General features: G+C 39.1%; 17 protein-coding genes and 2 tRNA genes. 9 read left to right on the top strand and 10 right to left on the bottom strand.

Translation table 11 applies throughout. The annotated features are described in order from the left end of the window. Nucleotides 1-165 precede the first annotated feature (165 nt). Nucleotides 166-1,287 (top strand): 2-amino-4-hydroxy-6-hydroxymethyldihydropteridine diphosphokinase, encoded by a 1,122-nt coding sequence (gene folK, locus HC175_RS11650; protein WP_168138676.1) that lies wholly within the window; start codon nt 166-168, stop codon nt 1,285-1,287. A 58-nt stretch (nt 1,288-1,345) separates the two neighbouring features. On the opposite strand, the gene HC175_RS11645 is transcribed toward folK, so the two are convergent. Further along, nucleotides 1,346-1,882 (bottom strand): RNA methyltransferase, encoded by a 537-nt coding sequence (locus HC175_RS11645; RefSeq protein WP_168138675.1) that lies wholly within the window; start codon nt 1,880-1,882, stop codon nt 1,346-1,348. 79 nt (nt 1,883-1,961) lie between these two features. Further along, entirely contained in the window at nt 1,962-4,418 is a 2,457-nt protein-coding gene (locus tag HC175_RS11640; RefSeq protein WP_168138674.1) for a right-handed parallel beta-helix repeat-containing protein, read from the bottom strand. Nucleotides 4,419-4,782: 364 nt separating this feature from the next. Here HC175_RS11640 and mutS point away from each other — a divergent pair, with 364 nt between their 5' ends. From mutS to HC175_RS11600, 8 genes are all read left to right on the top strand, one after another. Beyond that, nucleotides 4,783-7,371: a DNA mismatch repair protein MutS gene (gene mutS / locus HC175_RS11635; RefSeq protein ID WP_168138758.1), complete on the top strand. Its 2,589-nt coding sequence runs from the start codon at nt 4,783-4,785 to the stop codon at nt 7,369-7,371. A 118-nt stretch (nt 7,372-7,489) separates the two neighbouring features. Beyond that, nucleotides 7,490-7,562: transfer RNA gene (locus HC175_RS11630), tRNA-Gly, on the top strand. Nucleotides 7,563-7,619: 57 nt separating this feature from the next. Further along, nucleotides 7,620-7,708 (top strand) — tRNA-Leu (locus tag HC175_RS11625). Between the two features lie 55 nt (nt 7,709-7,763). Then, the gene (locus HC175_RS11620) at nt 7,764-9,068 is read left to right on the top strand and encodes a tyrosine-type recombinase/integrase (protein WP_168138673.1); all 1,305 of its coding nucleotides are present in this window, start codon (nt 7,764-7,766) and stop codon (nt 9,066-9,068) included. A 265-nt stretch (nt 9,069-9,333) separates the two neighbouring features. After that, entirely contained in the window at nt 9,334-10,419 is a 1,086-nt protein-coding gene (locus HC175_RS11615) for a hypothetical protein (RefSeq protein ID WP_168138672.1), read from the top strand. 134 nt (nt 10,420-10,553) lie between these two features. Further along, entirely contained in the window at nt 10,554-11,504 is a 951-nt protein-coding gene (locus HC175_RS11610) for a hypothetical protein (RefSeq protein WP_168138671.1), read from the top strand. 624 nt (nt 11,505-12,128) lie between these two features. Next, nucleotides 12,129-14,069, top strand: a complete 1,941-nt coding sequence (locus HC175_RS11605; RefSeq protein WP_168138670.1) for a DNA methyltransferase — start codon at nt 12,129-12,131, stop codon at nt 14,067-14,069. Nucleotides 14,070-14,073: 4 nt separating this feature from the next. After that, nucleotides 14,074-16,605 carry a DEAD/DEAH box helicase family protein gene (locus tag HC175_RS11600; RefSeq protein WP_168138669.1) on the top strand — a complete coding sequence of 844 codons (2,532 nt, stop codon included), beginning with the start codon at nt 14,074-14,076 and terminating at the stop codon, nt 16,603-16,605. Nucleotides 16,606-16,676: 71 nt separating this feature from the next. Here HC175_RS11600 and HC175_RS11595 read toward each other — a convergent pair whose 3' ends face one another. From HC175_RS11595 to HC175_RS11560, 8 genes are all read right to left on the bottom strand, one after another. Beyond that, entirely contained in the window at nt 16,677-18,752 is a 2,076-nt protein-coding gene (locus HC175_RS11595; protein WP_168138668.1) for a ParB N-terminal domain-containing protein, read from the bottom strand. 4 nt (nt 18,753-18,756) lie between these two features. Next, nucleotides 18,757-19,104: a hypothetical protein gene (locus tag HC175_RS11590; RefSeq protein ID WP_168138667.1), complete on the bottom strand. Its 348-nt coding sequence runs from the start codon at nt 19,102-19,104 to the stop codon at nt 18,757-18,759. Next, nucleotides 19,091-20,251, bottom strand: coding sequence for a hypothetical protein (locus tag HC175_RS11585; RefSeq protein ID WP_168138666.1), 1,161 nt, complete (start codon nt 20,249-20,251; stop codon nt 19,091-19,093). The genes HC175_RS11590 and HC175_RS11585 overlap by 14 nt, the downstream gene beginning before the upstream one ends. Nucleotides 20,252-20,253: 2 nt before the next feature. Next, nucleotides 20,254-21,600 (bottom strand): AAA family ATPase, encoded by a 1,347-nt coding sequence (locus HC175_RS11580; RefSeq protein WP_168138665.1) that lies wholly within the window; start codon nt 21,598-21,600, stop codon nt 20,254-20,256. An 11-nt stretch (nt 21,601-21,611) separates the two neighbouring features. Then, nucleotides 21,612-23,318, bottom strand: coding sequence for an ArdC family protein (locus tag HC175_RS11575; RefSeq protein ID WP_168138664.1), 1,707 nt, complete (start codon nt 23,316-23,318; stop codon nt 21,612-21,614). 9 nt (nt 23,319-23,327) lie between these two features. Beyond that, nucleotides 23,328-23,795: a hypothetical protein gene (locus tag HC175_RS11570; RefSeq protein ID WP_168138663.1), complete on the bottom strand. Its 468-nt coding sequence runs from the start codon at nt 23,793-23,795 to the stop codon at nt 23,328-23,330. Then, the gene (locus HC175_RS11565) at nt 23,792-24,421 is read right to left on the bottom strand and encodes a hypothetical protein (protein WP_168138662.1); all 630 of its coding nucleotides are present in this window, start codon (nt 24,419-24,421) and stop codon (nt 23,792-23,794) included. Before HC175_RS11565 ends, HC175_RS11570 begins: the two co-directional genes overlap by 4 nt. A 117-nt stretch (nt 24,422-24,538) precedes the next feature. Next, the gene (locus tag HC175_RS11560) at nt 24,539-24,859 is read right to left on the bottom strand and encodes a hypothetical protein (protein WP_168138661.1); all 321 of its coding nucleotides are present in this window, start codon (nt 24,857-24,859) and stop codon (nt 24,539-24,541) included. Between the last annotated feature and the right edge of the window lie 8 nt (nt 24,860-24,867).

Here is a 24,867-nt window from a genome sequence, read left to right as displayed (position 1 = left end):
TTTTTTGAGACCTAACATTCTGAATGCCTGCGGAAAAATTTGCGATTCCCCAACCGACATTTTGTTGATACTCTTTCCAACAAAGTTAAGAGTATGTTATTTTGTTTTATTTAATTTGCTGTGAAATTACTGAAGCTCGTCTTACTAAAATTTTCTTAAAATCTCTTGAAGCCCTTACAAACAGCATATATAGCCCTTGGTAGCAATCAGGGTGCCAGAATTGATTTTCTGCAAAAAGCTGTGACTGCAATTCAGCAGAAAATTGGGCAGGTAGAAAGGATCTCTAAAGTTTACGAAACACCGGCATTCGGATTCGATGGTGAGCCATTCATCAACGCATGTATTGCCGTACAAACTCGTTTTAAGCCTCAAAAGGTCCTTAGGCAGCTTCTTGAAATAGAGCAAAATTTGGGCAGACAGAGAGCGGTGAGTACCGGATATCAAAACAGGCCTATTGATCTTGATCTCCTTTTGCAGGAGCAGGAGACGATCACCTCAAATGATCTTAGCCTTCCTCATCCCGAAATGCAACATCGCAATTTCGTCCTGGCACCGCTTAACGATATTGCTTCGGAAGTAGTACATCCTCTCAAAAAGGTCAAAATAAAAAGCCTTTTTGAAGCAGTAGAAAAAGAAGGACTTCAGCAAATATCAGCAAACCTCGAACTTCCGAAGAAATTTTCCTTTTCAGGCTATAATTATATCGCCGTTGAAGGTAATATTGGTGCCGGGAAGACCAGTTTTTCAACTATGGTCTCTCAGGATTATAATGCGAAGCTTATTCTGGAGCGGTTTAAAGACAATCCTTTTCTTCCGAAGTTCTATGAAGACCAGCCGCGGTATGCCTTTCCCCTGGAGATGTCTTTCCTTGCAGACCGCTACCAGCAACTTTCAGATGACCTTGCGCAGTACGACCTTTTCAAGGATTTTGTCATATCAGATTACGACGTGTTCAAGTCGCTGATCTTTGCAAAGATCACGCTTCATGAAGATGAATATTCGCTCTACCAGAAGCTGTTTCATCTCATGTACAAAGAACTGGTAAAGCCCGATCTTTATGTTTATTTGTACCAGAACACCGAAAGATTACTGGAAAATATTAAGAAGAGGGGCCGGGAATATGAACAGAACATAGAGGCAGATTACCTGGCGAATATCAATCGCAGTTATCTTGCGTTCATTAAATCTCAGCCGGGTCTAAACGTGAAGATCATTGATATATCTGAACTGGATTTTGTCAAGAACAGGGAAGATTATTTGAGCCTGCTGCAGGAGATCACAGGTTAATACTTGACCTTTAACGGTAAAAATATAGAGGTGTCAAAAAAGGCATTTTCGACTCCCCTTATTTAGTCAATTTTGAAAACAGATCCCACAGTACTACTCCCGCACTAACTGCAATATTGAGAGAATGTTTGCTGCCCAGTTGAGGGATTTCCAGTACGCCATCGCTTTGTGAAACCACTTTTTGCTGAACGCCTTTCACCTCATTTCCGAAAATAAGAGCGTATTTTTCCCCTTTTTGAGGGGTAAAGGCGTCGAGGAAAACAGCCTTTTCTGCCTGTTCCACTGCAAAGGTCTTTATGCCGGCTTCCTGCAGATTTTTCACCACTTCTAAAGCCTCTTTTGCATATTCCCAATCAACAGTTTCTGTTGCGCCCAGAGCCGTTTTCTGAATATCCTTGTGAGGCGGAGTGGCGGTGATCCCGCACAGCCAAATCTTCTCAATGAGAAAAGCATCGGCAGTACGAAAAATAGATCCTATGTTGTTCAGGCTTCTAACATTATCTAAAATGACAATTATAGGGGTCTTTTCCGCAGCCTTGAATTCTTCCGTAGATTTTCTCTCGAGTTCGCTGTTCTTTAATTTTCGGTGCTCCATGCTGCAAAAATAGGGAAATTAAAAAGCCACTCTTTGGGGGAGAGTGGCTTTTAAGCAGCTTTTCTAAATAATTGGGGAATTAGTTAGAGGCAACTGCTTCCTGGCTTAGGTTGCCATGCGCACCCATTTCGGGTGCAGGATCGGTTAAGATCACGTTGTTGTAAAAATCCTGTTCTCCCATGTCCTGAGATAATTTTATTCCGGCGTCTATTGCAGGGGAGTTGTAACTCAATTTATAGGCGGTAAGGCTGGTGAGCGCATTGCCGAAACCAATAATGCCGCCATTCCCCGGGTTGGAGAGCAGTGGATCTGCCTCAATGCCCACTTCCTGCTCGTTGTAAAATTCATTTCCGGTAGCGCGAAAAGCGGTTAAGGAGCTATAAGCCATTCCCTGGTACTTCACAGAAAAACCTGTAGTGCTGTGATAGAGATTTCCGGAGAAATTAGCTTTATAACCTGCAGGCACCTGTACAAGATCTGCACCGTCTTCGGCAACAATGATATTATTGTGAAAATTGATATTCTCACTCATAGTCTTCCATTGAAGGAGCTTAATACCCGCCGCACCAGAATTTGAGGGTTTTTCTTTAATATATAACGTGTTGTTGTACACCCAGATGTCTCGCATAGAAGAAGGGGAGGCACCATTGAAAAGATAGATGCTCCCTCCGTTGGTAGCAGCATCATTCTCACTGATGTTATAGCGAACAGTAATGTTACGCATTGGGCGAGCTCCTGTGAACTGGCCAATCAAATAACCTGCACCATAATTATCATGAGAATAATTGTATTGCATGATCCCATTAGTTACCCCGCCGTCAAGATCAAAGCCACCGCCATCTTTGCTGGTGCCCGATTTCATTCCGTAAACTTCATTATGCTGAATGGTGACCTGATCTGCATCCCAATACCAGATTCCTACCGGTCCTCCGCTTGGGTTTGCATTGAGCTGTCCTGAATTGTAGACCGTAGAATATTCAATTACTGAATTTTGAACGTCAGATAATAATATCCCGTTTCCGGAATGTTTATGCGTGATGGTCGAGTTGCCGGTAATATTGAAAACTTCGCAGTTGCGAACGCTGATATTAGCATGGGCATATCCTGTTTTTGAGGCTGAAAAATTCCCATAAGATCCAATTCCCACATTGAGAATATTGTAAACCTTAGCATTTTCCACCACTATGTTCTTAAAGCCTGCATTGTTTATTGAACCATCTTTCCAGGAGCCAAAAACGATCCCATAATCACTGAAGCCATGCACCTTTACATTTTTGATCTCGGCAAAATCCAGTTTTACGTCGCCATCAAGATCTGTATAGAACTGAATGCCTGAATTTCTTAGTTCGGGGGAGGCATTTCCGGTCACGATAAGATTTTCGATCCTGAAACCTGCCGTATTGTAGATATCGATCCCAGTTTGATTTCCGGAGAAGATGGTCGCTTCACCGGTTCCGTAAGAGGAGATAGTGACTGGATTATTTCCGCCATTTGCATCTTCACTTGTAAATTTAAGGCTGCCGTTAAAGGTTCTTCCTCCTTCAAATAGAATTCGATCTCCAGGTTTGGCGGTAACACTGTTGACTTTTAAAATGGTTTTCCAGGCATCCTCTGGAGTCAGGCCAGAATTGGAATCGTCGCCAGTGGCACTTACATAATATGTATTATTTGGACAAGTATTATCACTTTGGAATTCTGCTTCAATAATGCCATTTTCGGGAGAATTAAATACCAGGTCACCCCAAATGGTAGAACAGGCGTCGCCACTACTGCTATCTGTTGTATATCGATGAATTCCGCTCCACTGTACTGGTTCTGTAGTGGCCTTTGCTCCTGTTTGCAGTGTGCAAAAAGTATAACCAGCATCTGTAGAACAAGCCTGCTCAACCACAAGTTCGGCATTGACAAGGGATCCCAGGACCGCCTGAATGGTCATTCCCGTTTGGCCGTCTTTCGTGGTGAGGAGCATATTAAATATTCTGTCTTCGTTGTTTAGTTCGATGCCATTAAGGGTAGAAGTTTGATCTTCACAATTTGTGCATCTGTAAATTCCAGTGATTGGTGTCACTGGTGAAGCTGAAGAATGTTCAGCAACAACTACAGCGCCTTCCTGCTGCTTATAAACCACATCGGCCACCACGGGAACGCCGTTAGCATCAAGATAAAAATTGAAAGACATGTCATTAGAATCGAAAGAGACATTAAAATCTTCAGAAGCTTTATCTGTGCTCTTTGAGTCGGTCATGTCGGCTTCAACAACTGTGCCTGTAGACAAGGTTAACTTTGCTTTACCACTTATGATATTAGCAGGGTTTTCCTTTTCCTGTATTAGGGACAGTTCAACAATTCCGCGGGTATTGGAGGATTTACTGGCGTATATTCCTTTATACTGGATCTCCTGAGTTGCGGTTACACCTGTAGAAGGTTTTGCCTCCAGGTTAAGTGGATCCAGTTCCTCTTTAGAACAGGAGCTAAGAAGGCCGAAGGAAAGAAACAGAACAGAAAAAATTACTTTTGAAAAAGTTAATTTTTCCATAAGATTCTGATTCGTAATTATTTGCAGGGTAAAATTTTTCTTCATCTTTCTGTCATTACACGGAACAAATAAAGCACTTAATCAGATAAACAGCAAAAAAAATCGATGAAATGCACTATTTATCTTTTTGGTTCTCAACCAGGTATGTAGGATTTCCCTGAATAAAATCTTCTTAACGCCCATGGCTTCTGAGATACATTTTTCGGCTGGTGACCGGTATGAAAAAAAATTTAACAGGTTGTGGATAAAAGTTTGAAAATCAGAAAGGGGAAGATTATCTTTAAAAGAAGAGAATTTTTACATTAGCCAGCAGTAAAAAACGATACGCGTGTCAGGAAAAGCAGAGAAAAAGATCACCCCGTTAATGCAGCAGTACAATGCTATCAAGAAGAAATATCCAGATGCGATGTTGCTGTTCAGGGTGGGCGATTTTTACGAGACCTTTGGAGAAGACGCCGTGAAGGCAGCGCGCATCCTTAATATTGTTCTTACTAATCGAAACAATGGAAGTGAGCGCAGTGAACTGGCAGGATTTCCACATCATTCTCTTAACACTTACCTGCCAAAGCTGGTCAAGGCAGGAGAGCGGGTTGCGATTTGCGATCAACTGGAAGATCCAAAACTAACGAAGAAGATCGTTAAGCGTGGGGTGACAGAGCTTGTTACGCCTGGGGTTTCCATGAATGACGAGGTGCTGCAAAGTAAAAGCAATAACTTTCTATGTGCGGTTCACTTCGGAAAGAGATCAATGGGAATTTCCTTTCTGGATATTTCTACAGGCGAGTTTCTTACTGCCGAAGGTTCTGTAGAGTACATTGATAAGCTGCTGCAAAATTTCGGTCCCAGTGAAGTGCTGGTTCCAAAGCAAAAGAAAAAAGAATTCTATCAAAACTTCGGTGAAGATCATCATCTTTTTTTTCTGGAAGACTGGATCTTCAAGGCAGATTATGCTTTTGAAACCCTCAATACACATTTCAAAACCAAATCTCTGAAGGGATTTGGAGTGGACCATTTGGAGGAAGGAGTTATTGCTTCTGGAGCGGTGCTTTATTACCTGGGCGAAACCCAGCATCATCGCCTGCAGCATATCACCAGTATTACTCGCATTGCAGAGGAGGAGTATGTGTGGATGGACAGGTTTACCATCCGCAACCTTGAGCTTTACAGTTCAACAGCTCAAAATGCGGTGACCTTGCTGGATATTATCGACAACACCATCTCCCCAATGGGGGGGAGAATGTTGAAGCGATGGCTGGCACTTCCCCTTAAGAACGCCGAGAAGATAAGAAGACGTCATCAGGTAGTGGCTTATTTGCTGTCACATCCTGATTTGCTTCGGGAAATCCAGTCGAACATTAAAAGGATCAATGATCTTGAGCGGCTTATTTCGAAGGTGGCGACCGGGAAAGTTTGTCCGCGGGAAGTTATTCAGCTCAAGAATTCGCTGGAGGCGGTCATTCCGGTGAAAGGAATTTTAGTGTCTTCAGATGATGAAGCCCTGAAAGTATTGGGCGATAAATTACACAGCTGCGATCTGCTTCGGAATAAGATCAAGGAAACACTTCTCGAAGATGCACCTGTAAACATCGCAAAAGGAAATACCATTGCAGATGGATACAATCCGGAGCTAGATGAGCTTCGAAAAATAGCATTTTCGGGCAAAGATTATCTTGATAAGCTCCTGGAGCGGGAAAGTGCTGCAACAGGGATCAGCTCCCTAAAAATTGGGAGTAATAATGTTTTCGGGTATTACATTGAAGTGCGTAATTCACATAAGAATAAGGTGCCGGAGAACTGGATAAGGAAGCAAACGCTTGTAAATGCCGAACGATATATTACCGAAGAATTAAAGGAGTATGAGGCAAAGATCCTTGGAGCAGAAGAAAAGATCCTGCAGCTCGAGCAGGAGATCTTTCAGAGGCTTGTAATATGGATTTCCGATTATATTCAGCCGGTGCAGCAAAACGCCGGGTTAATTGGGCAGATAGACTGTTTGTGTTCCTTTGCGCAACAGGCGATCTCCGAGCAGTACTGTATGCCTCAAATAGATGATTCATTTGAACTGGAGATCACCAATGGAAGGCATCCCGTGATAGAGAAGCAGTTGCCGCTCTCTGAATCTTACGTGGCTAATGATGTGTATCTCGACAGGGAGAGTCAGCAAATCATAATGATCACAGGGCCCAATATGAGTGGAAAGTCGGCTATATTAAGACAAACTGCCCTTATTGTACTCATGGCGCAAATGGGGAGTTTTGTTCCTGCCGGGGCAGTAAAAATGGGATTAGTAGACAAGATCTTCACCCGGGTAGGGGCAAGCGACAACATTTCAATGGGCGAATCTACTTTTATGGTAGAGATGAATGAAACTGCCAGCATTCTCAACAACCTTTCTGATAGAAGCCTGGTCCTGCTCGATGAAATAGGAAGAGGAACCAGTACCTATGACGGAATTTCAATAGCCTGGGCAATTACAGAATTTCTTCACGAGCATCCTGCAAAGGCAAAAACTTTATTTGCCACCCATTATCACGAGTTAAATGATATGAGCGAGACTTTTTCGCGCATAAAGAACTTCAATGTTTCTGTCAAGGAACTAAAGGACAATGTGCTGTTTCTAAGGAAACTTGTGGCTGGAGGAAGTGAGCATAGTTTTGGTATCCATGTGGCCCGAATGGCAGGAATGCCGCAGCAAGTGCTTAGAAGGGCTAACAAGATCCTTAAAAAGCTTGAAGAGTCGCATGGTGGTATACAGCAAAAGGCAGGGCAATTAAGAAAATCGGCAGAAGAGGATCTGCAGCTTAGCTTCTTTAACCTGGATGATCCTATTTTGGAGGAGCTTAAGGAAGAAATTCTCCATACCGATATAGATACGCTCACTCCAGTTGAAGCGCTTATGAAACTAAATGAGATCAAAAGGATGCTTACCAAGGGGCAAAAAGCAGGAGTTTAGATAGTTATTGGGAGGAGGGGAATGACAACTGTTTTTTTAAAAAAATCTTTGCCAGTTTCAGAAATGTATTAAATTTGCACCGCAATACTCTCAGCAATGAGAGATGTTCTTTAAAATCGCGAAAATAGCTCAGTTGGTAGAGCGCCACCTTGCCAAGGTGGAGGTCGCGGGTTCGAATCCCGTTTTTCGCTCTGAAAAGTTAAAATGAGACCCGGTTTCTCCGGGTTTTATTTTTTTGGTTGTACCAGGCTCGGATGGTGGAATTGGTAGACACGTTGGACTTAAAATCCAATGACCAGCAACGGTCGTGCGGGTTCAAGTCCCGCTCCGAGTACCATTGAAACCCCTGTAAACACAGGGGTTTTTTTGTTTTTCGTCCTCGCTTATCGAGTATGAAAATTGAAATTTATGATGAAAGTCGGCCCAACGGTCGGCACAAAATTATAACCATCGACATGGCGGTGAAGAAGTACACCGATCCAAAATTATATATTCCAAAGATCAACGGGAAACCAACGGTTGCACCTGGAAAACATTGGTATGTTTGGTTCCGGTGGACTTACAGTGACGGAAGTCGACAAAAATTTAAATACTCCAAAAAAATTAATTTCCTCAAAACTGTTCAGGAAAGAAAAGCTGCAGGGGAAGCATTAAAAAAAGGTCTTGCCGTTGCATTAGACAGAGGATGGGTTCCAGGAAACAAGAAACAAGAAGAAACTTCAGATCCAAAAAAGATTGACAGGGGAAATATAAAAACCCTGGCATCTGCTATGGAATTTGCCATGGAGATCAAAAGAAGATCTGGGAAAAAAGAAACTACACTTCACGGTTACGAATTCCACATGAACAAGTTTCTTGAATGGGCAAAGAATAATGGTTTTTATGGAATGGACGTTCGTAATTTCACCCTGGATCACTTCTACCAATTTCATGATTATTTGAGATTTGAATATGTAAAGGAAGATACTAAAGAGCCTTTATCAGGATCTTCGGTAAATAATTTCAAACGATCTATTTCGGCCTTATTTTCGACGATGAAGAATGAAAGGTTAATAGACAGTAATTTCATTAAAGATATTCCTGCAGTTGATTCTGAACCGGTAAATAACAAACCATTTACGGTAGATCAAATATTAGAAATTAAGGAGTATCTCGCTAAGCGCGATCCATATCTGATTCATTTTATTAGCTTTATGCTTTACCCGCTTCTTCGCCCACGGGAAATATGTCGTCTAAGGGTAAGGGATATTAATACGACAAATTGGTTCTTTTCTGTCGAGACAAAAACCAGTAGTATAAGTTACCGCCGAATTATTGATAAAATCAAACCTACTCTGGCTGCCTTGGATATAGAGGGAAAGCCGGGATCATTCCACATCTTCACAAATGAAAATGAACCCAAAGACTGGAGCTCGGCCAAATTAAAAAGTCGTTATGATCACTTTGGTGAACGGTTTCGCGTTGTTAAAAAAGCATTAGGCTATGGAAGAGAATACGGTCTCTACAGTTGCCGGCATACCGCTATTTTAGATTTGTATTATTCTCTCCAAAAAAGAAAGATGAATGAGCAGGAAATTCTGTTCAAGTTAATGCCTATTACTCAGCATAAGAGTATCGCAGGATTAAAAAATTATCTCCGAAACTTAAAAATGATCATGCCTGCAGATCACAGCGACATTTATACCATAGAATTTTGAAATCGTAATGGCGCTCAAAAATTAAAATTCCTGTTAAAAAAAATTTAAAAATGTGTAGCTTTAACGAAACCAAAATTGGTCTTTTCAATTGAATTAGGACATATTGTGACGGAGGGAAGCCTTCTAACAAACAGCTTGGGATAAGACGCAGGTTTAGTTAAATTGATTTATAGCTGTACGCCTTTTTATTTTTAAATAAAAGTATTACTGCATTTAGGAATACGTCGTACAGAATTATTATTAAAATTCGTTTCCAGAGAATCAAATGAAAGAATTTTTAGACTACTTGGCAGAGTTTGCCGGACCACTCGTTGCACTTTTTGGTATTATATTATCCTATCCATTGTTTAAAAGAAAACTTACGGCAAATCATATTTCGTGGAGATTAGAAAAAATTCAATCCAGTAATTTCAAACTTCATTTATTAGTTCAAAAATTAAAGGATAAATACTTTCCTCAGGTTCATTTACACAAAAGAATAGAAAAAAATGATTTAATTGAAATTCAGAATAATATTAAAGATGCATATTTCTTGTCATTAGAAGGCAGTAGTGATGTAGCTACTCTTTTGTATTATCTTAAATCAACTATTGAAAATGCGATCAGGTATTTCGATAGAGAGGAGAATAGCTCACTTTATACGAATTCATTTTTCGTTTTTTTTCTAAATAATCTCGAACTGGTTAATTATTACAGTAATCAAGTAATTCAGATTCCAAAATCCTCTAAAACAGAAAGAAAAAAATTCGTTGTAAAGCCACTACATCGGTTTGTAACTAATTCAGAGACTGTAAAATATAAACATTTCAAAACAGGTGTTATTTATGACCATAATTCCGCACACTACACCATGTTTTATTCAAAAGTAAATCAGACTCATTGTCCTTTCTTAATAAGAAGTGCTTTCCAAATACATACAAATCCAAAACCTGTAGCTAACCTTCTTTATCTAAAAGAAATTTACGCGCCACTAACTTTAGAAAAACCAGTTGAAAATTCACTGTTTGGACCTGAAACATATACACTCTATCTGATCGGTTTTATTTTCTGGACTCGGCATCAAAGTAGTAGTTCGGAAGTAATTGAAGAATGCGACTTAATTTATTCAAACTTAAATGACAACTTTCAATTTGTACAAGCATTAGTTAATGGAAAAATTACTTTGTCAGACTTTAAAGATACTTACTTACCAAACTCTAGTCTGAATTTGCCGGAGGTTAAAAAGGAAATTTGCGCAACAGAAACATTCAAGATTAGAGTCAATAAAAAACTTCTACTTCAAAACTTCAAAAAGAATAAAAAGGAATTCAAAAAGCAACTAAAAATAACCGTGTACAACAAAGGCGGTTAACACAAATACCAAATACGGCAGACCAGTCATAAATGGCATTTTTGAGTGCTTTTAAAAGCAGTAGATGAAAAATTAATTCCGTTCCCCAACTCCGCACTGTTAACTGGGGCGTTGGCAACGATATCTAAGAAAATATGGATAAAAAAGAAAAAACTTACAAAATAAAAGTTCCGGTTTATTCTTCAGAATTATTTGAGAACACAAAGGGACTTTTTGAAGGACATTCTTATGAGGATATGATAGGCTATCTTGATAGAAAAATAGATGAATATTCTCGGCTTAAACCCAAATTATCGAGGAAAAGGAGAAATAAAATTAAAGAAATTGAAGTTCAGAATATTGAAAATCATAATTGTCAAATAGGAAAAATTCCCGCAAGACTTGTAAAAATCACTGCCTACAACACCAATCTTATGGATGGTTATGTGGAAACTAATGAAAAAATAAATCTTACCAAACAAGATAAAGTTGGAAGCGAAACAAATTTTATGTTGTTATATCCAACGATCTTTGGAATGGATTCAAATAAATACCAATATCAATGGAAGATTTTACTTTACGAAGATCCGACAAAAGATAATCACGAGCTTACCTCTATTTGCAAATTAGTTCTAGACAAAGTACTCAATATAAAAGTGGCTAATATTAAATTGGAAAGAGTACTTAAAAAACTTTCAGACAGGAAAGTGATTTCGGAATTGAAAATGGAATTTAAATCACAGACATATGATGAAAATGAGATTGATACTAATTTAAAGCAATACTTAATTTCTGCATCTTTGATACAAATTAAAAATGAAAAGTTCCAGAATGTTCCTTTCGAAGATGCTGAAAAATTGATAAATGATAAAGAATATGAAAAGGACTTTCAAAAAAGAGTTTTGAAATTCATTTTAAATAAAAAAGAAATAAAGCTTACCAGCGAATATGTCGAAGCTCAAGAAACGATTAAAGAGACAGTAGAAGAAATTTTTAATCCGGACGTTATCATTGGAGAAGTTGAAACAGAAAAATTATTCGATATTGAATTCATAATTGATAAATTGACACCTGTACTTCAAGAATATTTAAGCGAAAATGAATAGTAGTCCAACAGACATATTATTAAACAATATTTTGAGTGATGCAGGTAATTTTTCACTTGTAATTTTTGGGTTTAGTGCTACACTTTTCACAGTGTTATATTCCTTTATTATTGGTCGTAGAGAACAATTAAAAGAAATAAGCGACAGAATCAAAAGCGGCGAGAAAGACATAATACTTACTCAAAGAAAAGCGAATGCTATTTCATATATAAATTCTTTAAGCAACTTAAATCGCCATTTAATTATAAGCTTATTTTTATCATTAGGAAATTATGTAGCAACACTCATTTCCAAGTATATTCGATATGACCAAGACATAAAGGTCGGTTTAATAATCATATTCTCTTGCTTAGGTGTAGCAATTCTCCTCCATATTATCTTTCTTTTGATAAAAACCGTTAGAAAATACACAAAAAGCACGAAGATTTGAGGTTAAAATACTTGGCAACAATGAATTGAGAAACGTTGTGCAATATGCTAAAAAATCCATGCGAAAACAGGCAAATTTTCTTGTCTCAACTAGGCTGATGCTTCGCAAGCAAAAGAGCCTGGTTTTTAGCTGGGGCACGACGAAGAAACAGAAGGAAAGAGTTAAATTTGTCGAGAAAAACTGAGACATCATAAATGAAGTTATACGAAACACTTGAACAGCAACTAAAAAAAGAGCCCAACTTCGTAACAGATGACGGAGAGTTGAAAAAATGGGTAGTATTAAACAAGGCACAGAACTTTGATGAAGAACTTATCGGTTTGCTGCTCGACAATGCCGACTTGAAAGAAAAGTTTTTTGTGAAGGTGAAAGACATCTTGGTTTTTAATCAAAATATTTTCAGCCAATTCTTGGAACAAAAGAGCTATCTAAAAGACAGTTACACTCAATATAAAAACAAAGTTGGGTTGAACATTGACGGGGAATACCTGAAACAACGAAACGACGTGGCTTTGGTGTGGCCGTTTAAAGATTGCATTCTAGAAGGGGGACAAAGCCGTGAAGAACAAAACCGTGAAGAAATTTTCTTCAATGAAGTTTTAGCACAGGATGAAATTACCCATCTACTTGAACCTAAAGTTTTAACAAATTCCAAACGAATTGACAAAGATGGAGAAAAACCACTTAAACAATTTAACCGAGACGAAGACGGCTTTATAATCGACAACCTGATTATAAAAGGTAACAACCTTTTAGCCTTGCATACACTCAAAGAAGAGTTTGCGGGTAAAGTGAAGTTGATTTATATCGATCCGCCTTATAACACGGGTGGTGATAGTTTTAGATACAATGACAATTTCAATCATTCAGCTTGGCTAACTTTTATGAAGAACAGGTTAGTTAATGCAAAGAGTTTGTTAAGCGACAATGGTGTCATTCTAATCCAATGTGATGATAATGAACAAGCGTACCTCAAAGTTTTAATGGATGAAATTTTTGGACATGAGAACTTTCAAGCAAATCTCACAACAATTGTCAAAACCGAAGGACGGAGATATGGAAATGTAGCTAAGACTCATGAGTATATCCTCCTCTACTCAAAGAACATTAATGATACTGAAATGTTCCAAATGGAAATTGAAGGAAAAACTTTCTCCTACGAAGATGAATTTGGTGGTTTTGACTTAAAGGAATTAAGAAATCAGAATACTCAAGCTTTCAACTCGACCAACCGGCCTAATTTAAGATACCCCTTTTATGTTGACTTAGATAATCCAGACAAAAACGGTTTATGCAAATTATCAATAAAGTCTAATAAGGGATTAACAGAAGTTTGGCCGATCACAATTAATTCAAATAAAAGTGTTTGGAGATGGGGAAAAGAGAAGTCAGGTAATGAAACAAATAAGTATCTGACCGCTAGGAAAGGTTCAGATGGTGTGGTGAGAATTTATCAAAAGTATCGCTCATCTACCACTATGCCAAAAACTGTTTGGTTCGAGACGGAATTTATTTCAAACAAGGGTACAAAAGAAATCCAGTCATTATTCGGCAATAGAGCTTTTAGCTTCCCTAAAGCTGAAGCATTAATCAAAAGAATTATAGAAATCGCTACAATTGAATCAGAAATAGTTTTAGATTATCACCTTGGCAGCGGAACGACCGCGGCTGTAGCTCATAAAATGGGCCGTCAATATATAGGTGTCGAGCAAATGGAATACATAGAAGATGTTGCCGTTGAACGACTGAAAAAGGTCATCGAAGGAGAGCAAGGCGGAATTTCAAAGGCAGTAGATTGGAAAGGTGGCGGATCGTTTGTCTACTTCGAACTTAAAAAGTATAACCAAACTTTCATAGACAAAATTGAAGCATCCAAAAACACGGAAGAACTTTTAGACATTTGGGAGCAAATGAAAGCTAAAAGCTTCCTTAATTATAACGTGGATATTCAAGAACAGGAAAAGCATTTAGAAGAATTCAAGGCAGATTCGCTCAAAAATCAGAAGCAGCTCTTGCTCAAGCTGCTTGATTTAAATCAGCTTTACGTAAATCTTTCTTCACTTAATGATAACGACTTTGCATGTACGGATGAAGAAAAAGCGGTAACCAAAGATTTTTACCAAATAAAAGACTAAGCAAATGGCATTTCTCTATGAAATATTCAACAACCCATTTGCGAGAAAGGCTTTAGCACAAGTGCCTATTCCAAATGGAATCAGAGATAATTTGAAATATAGTATTCGTCCTTATCAGGAAGAAGCATTCAAACGCTATTTATACACCGACCAGGAAGAGTTTGACGAAAAGCCAAAAAAGCCGTTACACTTATTGTATAACATGGCCACAGGAAGCGGCAAAACAATGGTGATGGCAGGCTTAATATTGCACCTTTACGAGCAAGGCTATCGCAACTTTCTTTTTTTTGTCAATAGCAACAATATCATTCAAAAGACTAAAGAGAACTTTCTCAACCCGCAGGCTTCAAAATACCTTTTCACTGACAAGATAGTAATTGACGGCAAGGAAGTATTGATTAAAGAAATCGACAACTTTGATGAAGCCGATGACCGCAACATCAATATCAAGTTCGTTTCTATTCAGATGCTTACTTCGGGCTTACTGCTAAATGTTCGGGAAAATGGATTAAGCTTTGAAGATTTTGAAGACCGAAAATTGGTTCTGATTGGCGATGAAGCTCATCACAACAACGCAGAAGTTTGGGGCGATTTGGTGGAAAAAATTCACCAGATGAATTATGAAAACATCCTTTTGGAATTTACGGCTACCTTAGATTACGAAAGCCAAAAGATTGTAGAAAAGTATCAGGATAAAGTTATTTACAAATACGATCTAGCCCAGTTCAGACTTGACAAGTATTCCAAAGAAATCAACCTGATTCGCTCACTTTATGATGAACAGGAGCGAATTATCCAAGCCTTAATTTTAAACCTTTATCGTCAAGAATTAGCCACTTCCCATAATGTCAATCTTAAACCAGTTATTCTGTTTAAGGCCAAGAGAACCATAGCAGAATCGGAACAGAATAAGGCTAATTTCCACAAGCTCATTGAAAGTTTTTCAGAAGAACAGATCGAGAAGATTCAGAAAACATCCACAGTCAGCATAGTTCAAGAGGCATTTGAGTTCTTCAAACAAAAAGGAATATCAACTACGGATATCGTTAAACGCATCCAATATAATTTCAGAGAAGAAAACTGCCTGAGCGCAAACAACGATAAGGAAGCAGAGAAAAATCAAATCTTGCTGAACACGCTTGAAGATGAAAACAACCCTATTCGGGCTATATTTGCCGTTCAAAAACTTAATGAAGGATGGGACGTACTCAACCTTTTCGATATCGTGCGTCTCTACGAGGGTCGAGATGGTCGGGCAGGAAATCCAGGTAAAACCACTTTGTCAGAAGCTCAATTGATTGGTCGTGGAGCAAGATACTTTCCTTTTATCATTGAAGACGAGCAGGAAAAATTTACTCGAAAATATGATGACATTTCCAATGATTTAAAAACATTGGAAGAACTCTATTACCACACCAAAGAGGACAGTAAGTACATTTCTGAATTGAAGAAAGCTCTTATTAATTCAGGAATTTATGAAGATGATGAAAATTTGGTTAAGAAGCAGCTCACATTGAAGTTAGAATTTAAGAAAACTGATTTTTATCGTGACGGTCATGTTTTTTTTAATAAAAAAGTGCCTCGGAGCTTTAACAATGTTAAATCATTCGCTGACTTAGGAGTAGCCAAACAAAATCATCGACATACTCTTTCGTCAGGTGTTGGTGATATGTCTCGTGGTTTTGGAGATAGTAACGATTCTTCTTCTTCATTAGAAACTTCAATTAGACCGATTGATGTCAAACTCGCTGATATTCCAAAACATGTAATTCGATACGCTTTAAGCCAGTTTCCATTTTTTCATTTTGATCATCTGACAAGAAAATTTCCAAACATTGAGTCGCTATCTGAATTTATTGAAAGCGAAAATTATTTAGCAGGTTTAGAGATGACCTTCCGTGGAACACCTGATAGTATTAAGAACATCGACAACTTTGACTATCTGCAAGCCATCAGCGGATTGTTGGAAAGTATCGAATCTGAAATAAAAAATAGTTCCACCGAGTACGAAGGCTCTAACTACATCAAAAAACCCGTTCACGAAGTATTCCAGGACAAAGAAATTAGAGTGAACAAATACGATGAACGTGCCAATGGTCAAGAAGACCTGGTAGCTAATGAACCTTGGTATGTTTACAATGCCAATTACGGAACATCTGAAGAAAAGCAGTTTGTAGAACTCTTCTCCAGACGCTTTAAAGGGCTCAACCAAAAATTTGAGAACATCTACTTGATTCGTAATGAGCGAGAATTAAAAATCTTCGACCAGCAAGGACGAGCATTTGAACCTGACTTTCTCCTATTTTGCAAACAAAGAGAAGGCGAACAATTGACTTTTCAGGTATTCATCGAACCGAAAGGAAACGGCTTTATCGCTAAAGACAAGTGGAAGGAAGACTTTTTGGAAGAAATAAGAACGGATAGAAAAACCATCGAAATACATACAGACAAGTATTTGATCACAGCAGTACCGTTCTACAATTACGCAAATGAGAATGAATTTAAAACAACCTTGGAGAGTACATTAAACGGATAAAAATGCCAATGCTTAAAAGCTCCATTAAATGCGTGGGAGATTAAATAGGACCTAAGAAATTAGGTCCTGCTTTACAGAATTGGAATTGCAATTAGTTGTCCACTGCTAATATGTGCCAGAGGGGTATTCATCGTTTCAAATTCTTCTACTTCTTCATAGCTATTTCCAACTAATTTCCCTGTGAAAATATTTAGCTTTAAATCTGGAGCATCATTATAGCGGTTCTTATTAGCATATAATAAGTTCTCTCTATAATCATCATTTTTTTCTATTTTTAAGATTTGATCACCATCAAAGGCGGCTCTACTACCACCACGCATAGTCTTGGTCCCGGTCTGTTGGTAAATCACAAAAAACCATTTCCCGTGAAATGCCTTTCTAATATCCTGGTCAAGATCCAAGTTAGGGGGTAACTTCTGAAAACTGTCTATAAAAATTACGTCTGCGCGATTAATGTTTGGACTTATTTTACCCCAACTGTCAACTTCATCTAAGACTGAAATTCGAGTTAGATTGTCGGAATTTATATACTGCCTTACTTTGTCTTTGAAAAGATTACTTGTAGGGTGTTCCTCCAGGGAGATAAAAAGACAATTTAATCCGGCGGCGGCCATTTCGTTCATTACCTGAAATAAGAAACGAGTTTTGCCGGCTCCCTGCTCTGCGTCGAGAGTGGTTACTACCGAATGTACCGGCTTTCTCTCAACTTGGCCTAAAAAGCGGCCAATTTCGCCTGCAATCGGGAAAATCTCTGACGGGTTATCCAGGTTCATGGCATCAGCAAGATTTTTGGCCCCGTTGGGCTGTTTTACCGGTTTTGATATTGGTGCTGCAGGATAATAATCACTTGGATCTGCAGCCGGCATTTCCAAACCGGTAGATCTGCTTTTCTGCTTCTTTTTCCAGGCTCCAAACAAACCGATTTGATTACTTCCGGCGTTTACATATTTCCCTTTGTTTTGGTAAAGCTCCTGGAGTAACTTTTGAAGCTCCTGGATCTCCACGTTATACCTGGAAATTTTTTCGTCAGCAATATTCTTGGCCTGTTGGTAATCTTTGGCGTCCGGGCTTATGTAGTTTTTGCTGTTCGGATTCACAAAACGCTGCTTGATCTCGTCAATACTGTCTTGCCTGGCCGCAATAGCTTCTTTTAATTCTTCTACTTCAGCATCATAAACCTTTTCCCCTTCTGTTTGGTATTTAAACTTCGCCAGGTTCAAAGGATCTTCGTAATTGTAGAACATATCCCCGGTAATACTGGAAACTTTCTGCAGGAAATCAGCTTTTGAGGTAACTCGCTTAGATTGGGCTGCATCATTCAGAAACTTGTACATTTCAGATTCATGGGCGTTGGTAAGCTTATTATTTTGCCTGCGGGCCTGCCCGATCCAATCTGCAATCCTCTCCACTTTTGCGCTACTATCCTTGTCTGTTGCACCTTCAAACCTGGTCAAACCTTCAGCAACGGTGCCGTTGGGGTTCAGATAGCTAAGATTCAGGATATAGCTTTTGTTTTTTCCTTCGATCTGCGCTGCTTTCTCGATCTCCTTTTTGCTCTCTCCGGCTAAGCGCATTTCACGGTAGATCTTCGCTCTCTCATGCGGTTGCTCCAGGGTACGGTTGGCATTACTTAATTGGCGGGCGTATTTAATAGCATCCTTTTCTGTTGGGAAATCTTTGTTCGCAAATTTTACAGGTCCTTTGGACTTTTTCATGCGTTTTAAAGCTTCCAGGCGGTGATGGCCGGCCAGTAAAAATGTTTCGCCGGTCTTTGGATCTTTCCAAACAATAAGAGGATCTAATTGTGTAGGGCTGTAGTTGTCAACAATATTGTTTACAGTATTTTCATTTAACCGGCTTCGGTTTTGAAACCTCTTTTCATCCGTTTTGATCCTGGAAATAGGATAGCTCAATACAGATCCATCCGATTCAGATCCCTTGATCTTTACCTGATTTTTTTTCTTTGGCTCCTTGGCTCTAATTTCATTGTTTACCTGGTTGATCAGCGCATCTATAATCTTCTGTACTTCTTTATCCTCCAGGTAAAGCCCGGAAGAAATAGTTTTTTCAATAGTGCTGTAGTGATCCTGGTACCTCGAAGGTAGATCCCGCTTCTTTACAGAAGAAAATTTTTTTACTGAAATCATGTATTTAATATGTTAGTTCAACGGGTAAAAGAGAATTAAAAAAGCTTACCCGGTCGGCCAGTGTGTTAAAGTTCATGGTCTGTCTTACGCTCCGGTCCACGTTTCCTTTGGTGTCAATTTTAATCATATTGGATTTAGGCCGGTCCGGATTTGAAATATCCATATAAGACAGAAAAACATCCAATAAGTAGGGTGAATGCGTGATCCTAATATCTATATAATCATTGCTTTTCCCTTGAATACCAGGGCCACGTAAAGCAACGATTTCCGCATTGGAAATTTTCCTTAATTCCTCGTTTAAGGTCTGCAGTTGCTTTCTGCTAAAGGGGTGGTTTGTTTTAATTTTTCTCATTGCCATATTTGTTGTTGAGAATTTCTATAGCTTGTTTAACCTCTCTGTTTACAGATCTTAAAGATCTTGATCCTCCAAAATAAAGCCTGGTATCTGCCTGCTTTAATTCTGAATTAGAAACATACTCTTTTTCTATAGTTAAAGATAACGGTTTGATGTTGGTTAAAATAGTCCCAAGGCCTCCTACAATCCTCTCTCCGTCCCGGTCATAACCGGAGCAGATCATTTTAAATCCCTGGTATCTGAAAAAACGTGGATCTCCACAAACATAAGCTGCAGCATTAATATCCAGGGGCTGATTAAAACGTTTGGCCGGGACAAAATGAAAATAATTTTTACCGGCTCCGGCGACAACCAAAACAGAAGTTAGCTTCACCCGGAATCCTTTTAAAAGCAAGTTCTTAGCAACACTAATAGAAGCCATAGAATTATAAATAACGGTGCCTGCATCTTCTCTTCCGGCAAACGAATTAAAAACCATGATCTCTACAGATCTATCCTGTTTTGAATCCTTTTCAAAATCTATAAGAGAATTGCGAACAGATGAAACCACAACTGGCGTACCGTCCGCCCGGCGGCGGATTCTTTGCTCTACTTCTTCTTTTGTCGGCAGAAAAATAAACCTGGAAGTTGATTTATCTTTTTCCACAAAAGAAGAATCTACCTGCTCACCTTTCCTGGTGTAATAATCAAAAACGAAAGTCATTGCCATTGAAGCCAAATCAAAGCTGAACATGCCGAAACGATCATTGATCTTCATTTTCGGCTTATCAATAGCTGAAAACATTTCTGCCGGTATCTCGTTGTCAATTTTGTTTATCGTTTCATTGAGCAACTTCGGATCTTGGAATGTAGTATATCCTTCCTTTAGCTTCTCCAAGGTAGTGCCAGACCCGTAGAAATTATTTTTAATCTTATTTTTCAGATTATATTCATCGAAATAATAATCCTTTACCTCGTTAAAGTTGTATGGTAGCTTGAAATTTTTAGCCTGGGGTGGGGTCTCAAATAAAGCGTGTGCATCCAAATGGTGCTTATAGTCGTCATAAAACACGTTTTTCCCAACGCTAAATTGCCCCCCTGCGGCTTCTTCAGTGTTGGGTTTTGGCTCCGGCGGCTGTTGGTCGGGTAAAAAATCAAAAGCCATTGCTAAAGTGGGTTTTTATCAATATCAATATTCCTGTATTGATAGTTGTTGAAATACTTAGAATATTGAATTACTCTCTTGATCTCTACCTGCTGTACTTCTGTAAAGGTCCACAAGAAGCTATCTACTACCGATTTATAGGTTTTCCGGTCCTCCATATTTTTCTCCCCATCTCTAATGGCGGCCATTTCAGCCAGGTAAGATCTTAGAGAAGTTTCCATAAACCTTATAGAAACCTGAGCTTCCCATTTGTTAGTTTCTACCAGGGTCCTTATGGAATCTGCCACAGCCCAAATAAACAGGTGGTTAGGTAGGATAACATTCTTTTCAAAATCAGGATTTTTTTCTATCTCGTAAACAGATCCTCCAAAACGATCCAGTAGGGAAAGATCCTGCTTGTTGTTGGCTCCGTATGCAGTGCTTTCAGTGTTTGGGTAAACATTACCGGTTGCAATTACTCCAAAACCTTGTTTCTTTTTAAAACGATCTCCCCTGGTGTTGGTGATGTATGCTCTTGAAGAATTTTCAGGTAATGCAGTTTTTGCCAGGGCTTCGTTTAAGATTCCCGCCGTGTTTGGATCTAGCTTTGGTAATTCGTCCAGGATTAAGAGCTTTCCGGTACTCCAGGCTTTAATCAGTTTTCCTTCCTGGTACCCTTCTATGGTTTGCCCTCCGTTGATTTCTATAGGGGATGTAAATTGATTACAGTTGATTACTTCCACGTCAAGTCCCATGACAGAAGCAACTTTTTCAGCCAGAAAAGTTTTACCTGTACCGGCCCCTCCAATGAGCATAACATTATTTCCGAGGACAATATCATCTATGATCTTCAGTAAATTAGGTGTTTCATCTTTGAAGCTGTTGGTATTCATCTTCGGGATATGCACCTTTACATTCCTGGTTTCGCTGATAGCCTTTGTAAGATCCTCGCAAAGATCTTCGAAACAGATCTTCCGGTTATTGAGAATGTTTTTTACAATGATCTCCACCTGATCTGCGGAAACCTGTTGATCATCCCCCAACTGCTCTAGTAGTTCTTTAATAAGATCCTCTTTCTTCTTTTTGCCTGGTTTTTTAGGTTCCTTTGGCTCCTGTGCTTTTGGCGGCTTCGGTGTTTTGCTTTTTGGTGGCTTTGAAGTTTTCTGCGGCTTCGGCTTAGCTTCCTTTTTTGTTTTTTTGGTTTGTTTCTGTAGCCAGGAAGCAATCATGTTATCCAGTTCCAGGGCATCTTCCTGTTTGGTCTGAAAATCATCTGAAAGGATTTTAATAGCCTCGTAAGATTCTTTAATATCACTGTCTGATTTGATTAATAATAATGCTTCCTTATCTAAGTTTTCTGTAAAATACATTTCAGGGGGAATTAAGCTTTTAATTTTAGTTTCAATTTCAATTTCAGGGCTTTGGCTTTTGCCAGGGCTTTTGTTTTTTCATCATATTTCCCTGTAGATCCTTTGGTTTCTTTTTTAGGCTCCGACTTTTCAGGATCATAATCTTTTATGATGTAGTCAACGGCTTTTTGCGCTTCCCTTGTGGCGTATAAAAAGAAGTCACTATTTTTCCCTGCAGCCTTAACTAACTTCTCATACCATCCTTTGAGGTAGCTTGCCTGATTAATATGTGTCACCTCTAATATTCCCGCCAGGCCGCACAGATAAGAAGCACCAAGCTCCGCAATCAATTCCTCAAACGCATATTGAGCTTCGTTCTCTTTTTTCTCATAATCTTTCTGCCGGTTTAGTCTGCTTTCGTGAAGTGTACAGTGTATCAATTCATGGAAAAGAGTAGAGTAGTATTCTTCTGCAGTATCAAATTCGTGGATCTCCGGGACCCAAATTTTATCCTCCTTCGGTTTATAATAAGCTTTCTTATTATCTGTTAGGATCTCCGGCTTATCTTTGAAGCTCTTTACTATGGCTTCCGCTATATCAATGCGCTCTTTTTTGGTCTTATTTTGACCCTTTGGCACCTCGTACTTAATACCGGTGGTGTCTGCAATGTTGAATACCCTGTAGTACCTTAAAAAGCCTTTGGAAATGTATTCATCATCATCTAATCCTAGATATTTGATATTCGCTTCAGAAACAGCAACGCCTGCATAATTCGCTTTTGAAAGGATTATATCCTTTTTTGGCCTTTTCCGCTTAATCATTCTACCGTCAATCTTTTTAAGCAATTGAGCTTCTTTTGCCGGTTCGTCTGAAAAATCTTTTAAGGAATGTACAAAGTTGTAATAAACCAGCGGGACCGATTTTGCACCTTCCTTTACCTTTCCGCCAAGCTCTTTAACTTGGTTGAAAGTGACGTAGTAAGGGGTAGGCATAACAGATCCTAAAAGGACGTTTAGGATTACTGAATTACTACCGGTATATGGTTTCTTTGTGACAAAGTTTTGTGCGGGAATATCTGCCTTGTTTGCCCAACTTTGTTTCCAGGGTGGTAGTTCTTGCCCGGTCTTGATCTTCTCCAGGATCAATTCGTTTACTATTGCTTCAACATCTTTTGCTGCAGCATTAAGTCCGTTTAAGTATTCTACCTCTCCGAAAAGGTCAATTTCCTCGTCTGTCAAGATCTCATGACCATCCGCTAGGTATGCACCGTTAAGTCCTCTGGTTATTACCGGAAGGTCTTTTTTAAGCAAATTTTTAAGCCCTAAAACCTTCTTCCTAAGCTTCTCTTTTTCAGAATTTTCTTTCGGTCTTTTCTGGGCTCCGGAATTTGTTTTTTTTCTGGTGCTTTTTTTGTTTGCAGGCTTTCTTTTGGTGACGGCTTTTTTCTTTTTCCTCTGAATCTTGACAATCTTCCCGTTCTGGTACTTGTAGCCTTTTTTCAAGCGGCCACATTCATCTAAAGCAATTCTTGCGGCTCCAGTATGCCGGGCAGCATTAAGACCAACAGGCTTTGAAATATTGATCTCAAAAGTATCATCATCGTTTGCCTCCAGTACGACCTTGATTCTTTCGTGAACCTCAAAAACTTCCTGCTCCTTTCCGAGCTGTGCTATCTGCTGTAATTCTTCGCGGGTAACGGTTCGCCCATCCAGGGCGTTGTATTTCTCTATTACTGTCATTGGGGATCTTTATACGGTGAAGGATTTCCCGAAAACAGAAACTTCAGTTTCAATTACCAGGTTTTCTTTCGGGTTAGACATAATGTTTAAAACTTCGGAAAAGTTGTTCCCAATCGTGACCAGGGAAATCTTTGCAGGTATATTGGTGATCTTCCTGGTGCCATTGGCCGGTACATTTATATCTGAAATGTTAGGCTCTGCAATTCCTATTCTCTGCCCGGAAGGACTGAATAAATGAATCTTTTTTATTACAAGATTATTTCCTGGAATATCAATTGCTATTGAGGTGGGGTTGATAACGGCTAAATCAACATCAACAGAAACAATTCCGTTCTTCAGCTTAATATTTCTGGCTCCCTTGACTTCAAATTCAAGGTTTTCCATTAGGGACCGGTATTTACTTATTTTGTTGCTTCCAAAAAGTGTACTACCTACTGCAGTTACTGCAGCAACACCTAGAATTGTTTTGATATTCATAATTTAATATGGATTTTAATTTTCAATCCCAGGGAGCCGGTATCGTATGCCCGTACTCCTGGAATGAAGGGAATGTTTCTAAAATTGTAATAAGGGCCTATACTGCCGCCAAAATTGCCTTTTAAGTACGTTATTGTTGTTTCAACAGCTTCCAGGCCTCCAAGGGGGGAATAGTCTAAGCCTGGAGAAATATAAAATCCTTCAGGCTTGACTATAACTGTTTTTGTAAGTGTGGTTTCCTGGTGATCAACTTCAGCAACCAAATTGGTTTCTAAAATTCGACCTTCGGAAAGGATTTCACTGAATATGATGGCTCCGTTTAACCTGGTAGTGTCAAGATATCGATAAACCTCCTTTACTTCTCGGCGTTTTTTGGCCGGAAGCTTCAGGGGATCTTCAACACGTTCTATACGGTCCGGTGTTTCAATTATCGGTATCTTTTCCGGCTCCTGATCCTTTACCGTAGTATTGGAAATAGAATCAATAGTAGTAATGATCTCCCTCTTAATCTCCACTTCTGCGGGCGTTGGATCGCAATTACCTGTAGCAGATCCGGTACAACTCCTTAAGGCAAGAATTACAAGGAGAAATAGGATTAATACTCGCTCTACTGTTATTTTGATCATTGGACCGGTTGTGTTTCCTGGAATTGCCTAAAAACAAGGTCCCTTCTTTCGTCAATCTGACTTAATAAGGCCTTGATCTTTACGCGCTGCCTCCTATACTTTTCGCTGTAATCGGGTTTAGTGGTGTGATCTGCCATTTCTCGTAAGGGTGCCTAATTGCTCAACAAATATGTGATAGCGGTTGACCATCTCTACTGCATCCTTAGAAGAATCTTTTAGATCTTTCCTGTGTTCCTCAATTATTTGATCAATCTTATCGTCTTTCAGCTTAATTTCAGCCTCCAGGCGTTCAACCTGGATTTTAAAATCGTCCTTGGAAAGTTTGTTTTGCCATACTTGGTAAGCGCAGAAAGCCAGTAACAAGCCTATAACCGATACATTCTCAATAGAGAGTAGATTAGTAGCATCTGAAAAACTTTGGAAAAGAGGTAAGTTCATAGGCCTGG

The organism is Salinimicrobium oceani (assembly GCF_012037645.1).
The sequence above is the reverse complement of the archived record's forward strand: the minus strand, read 5'-3'. Positions and strand labels throughout refer to the sequence as shown.